This is a genomic window from Arsukibacterium perlucidum DSM 18276 (genome assembly GCF_000382165.1).
GTDB lineage: Bacteria > Pseudomonadota > Gammaproteobacteria > Enterobacterales > Alteromonadaceae > Alishewanella > Alishewanella perlucidum.
In genome coordinates this window covers 1-1672 of record NZ_KB907772.1, presented here as the reverse complement: position 1 = coordinate 1672, position 1672 = coordinate 1, and the positions used below count along the sequence as shown (strand labels likewise).

Annotated in this window: 1 protein-coding gene; it reads left to right on the top strand. The window is 51.1% G+C overall.

The window, feature by feature from the left end; translation table 11 throughout:
• The first annotated feature begins 77 nt into the window (after positions 1 to 77).
• Positions 78 to 1636, top strand: a protein-coding gene (locus tag H141_RS21370; RefSeq protein WP_205620430.1) for an IS3 family transposase whose coding sequence is annotated in 2 segments (ribosomal slippage) — positions 78 to 564 and positions 564 to 1636 — 1560 coding nt in all. Because the reading frame shifts where the segments join, the coding sequence is not laid out codon by codon here.
• Positions 1637 to 1672 lie beyond the last annotated feature (36 nt).

The following is a 1672-nucleotide window of genomic DNA, read 5'->3' as shown; positions in this document are numbered from 1 at the left end:
CCCGCCGTGTCAGAGTAGTTGTCCGGTCTTCTTTTCACAATAGTCAGAGTCAGACGGCGGGTGGTTAGCAGGTTCAAATGGCTGTTTATTCACCAGTAAGAAAAGAAGCGATCTTAAAGAAGTTATTACCGCCAGTCAGTCGCTCAGTAGCGCAGTTGGCAAGAGAGGAAGGCATTTGCGAGCAGACGCTGTACAATTGGCGTAATCAGTTAAAAGCTCAAGGATATGCCGTGCCGGTAAGTGGACAAAAGCCTGATGATTGGTCAGGAGAAGCAAAGTTGGCGGTAGTCATTGAAACGGCCCCGTTATCTGAAACCGAGTTAAGCCAGTATTGCCGTGAAAAAGGCTTGTTGGTTGAGCAGGTTAAAGAGTGGCGCATTGCTTGTGTGATGGGCAATATGAGCGAGGCTCAGCGCAAGGCAGCTGAGAAAAAGCAGGCCAGAGAAGATAAAAAGCGCATTAAGCAGTTAGAACGAGAGCTAAACCGTAAAGAGAAAGCACTGGCGGAGGCGGCAGCGTTGCTGGTGTTGCGAAAAAAGCTCAGAGCGTACTACGACAAGGAGGACGAGGACAGTTAACGTCGGTTAGCGAGCGCAGCTTAAACCTGGGCTGGTTTGATGAAGCCGTGTTAGCCGGTGCCAGGCGTGATAAAGCCGCACAGGAACTTGAGATACCATTGCGCTCACTTCGTCGCTGGCGGGATGAGCAAGGTGCAGTGCTTGAAGATAAACGGCCAGTAGCCATCAGGCCTGAGCCGAAGAACAAGCTCAATGACGCTGAGCGCGAGCAGATATTGGCAACCTGCAATGATGAAGAGTATGCCAGCTTACCGCCGTCGCAAATTGTGCCTCGGTTGGCAGATAAAGGTATTTATCTGGCGTCAGAATCGACAATGTATCGGGTCTTAAAAGCGGCAAACCAGCAGCACCACCGTGGCAAAAGCAAAGCACCTCAGAAGCGTGCAATGCCCACCAGTTACAGTGCGTCAACACCTAATCAGGTGTGGTGTTGGGACATCAGCTATATGCCCTCAGGTATACGCGGCTTGTACTGGTATTTATACGCGATCATCGATATTTACAGCCGTAAACTGGTAGCCTGGGAAGTGCATGACAAGGAATGCAGCCAGCTGGCCAGTGAGTTGGTACAGCGCGCGGTACTACGGGAGCAGTGCCTGTTTAAACCACTGGTACTGCACTCGGATAACGGCAGCCCGATGAAAGGCAGCACGCTCAGGGTGAAGTTGCAGGAGTTGGGTATAACGTCCTCATACAGCAGGCCCAGAGTGAGCAATGATAATCCGTATGTGGAGTCGTTGTTTAAAACAGTGAAATACTGCCCTCAGTGGCCGAAAAGTGGCTTTGCAACAGTAGGCTGTGCCAGAGAGTGGATGCTGGAGTTCACGCGCTTTTACAATTATGAGCATCGCCACAGCGGCATAAGATTCGTGACACCGGCGCAGCGTCATAAGCAGCAAGACGAGGCACTACTGGCAAAGCGTAAAGAGGTGTATGAACAGGCGAAATCAGCGTATCCAGAGCGATGGGCTGGCAGAGCAACAAGAAACTGGAGCCCTATAGGGCCAGTAAGTCTGAATCCAAATCGGGAAATCGTGCCGGTTCAGGCAGCAGCATAAAACGGGAAAATCGGACAACTACCTTGAAAAACTCCG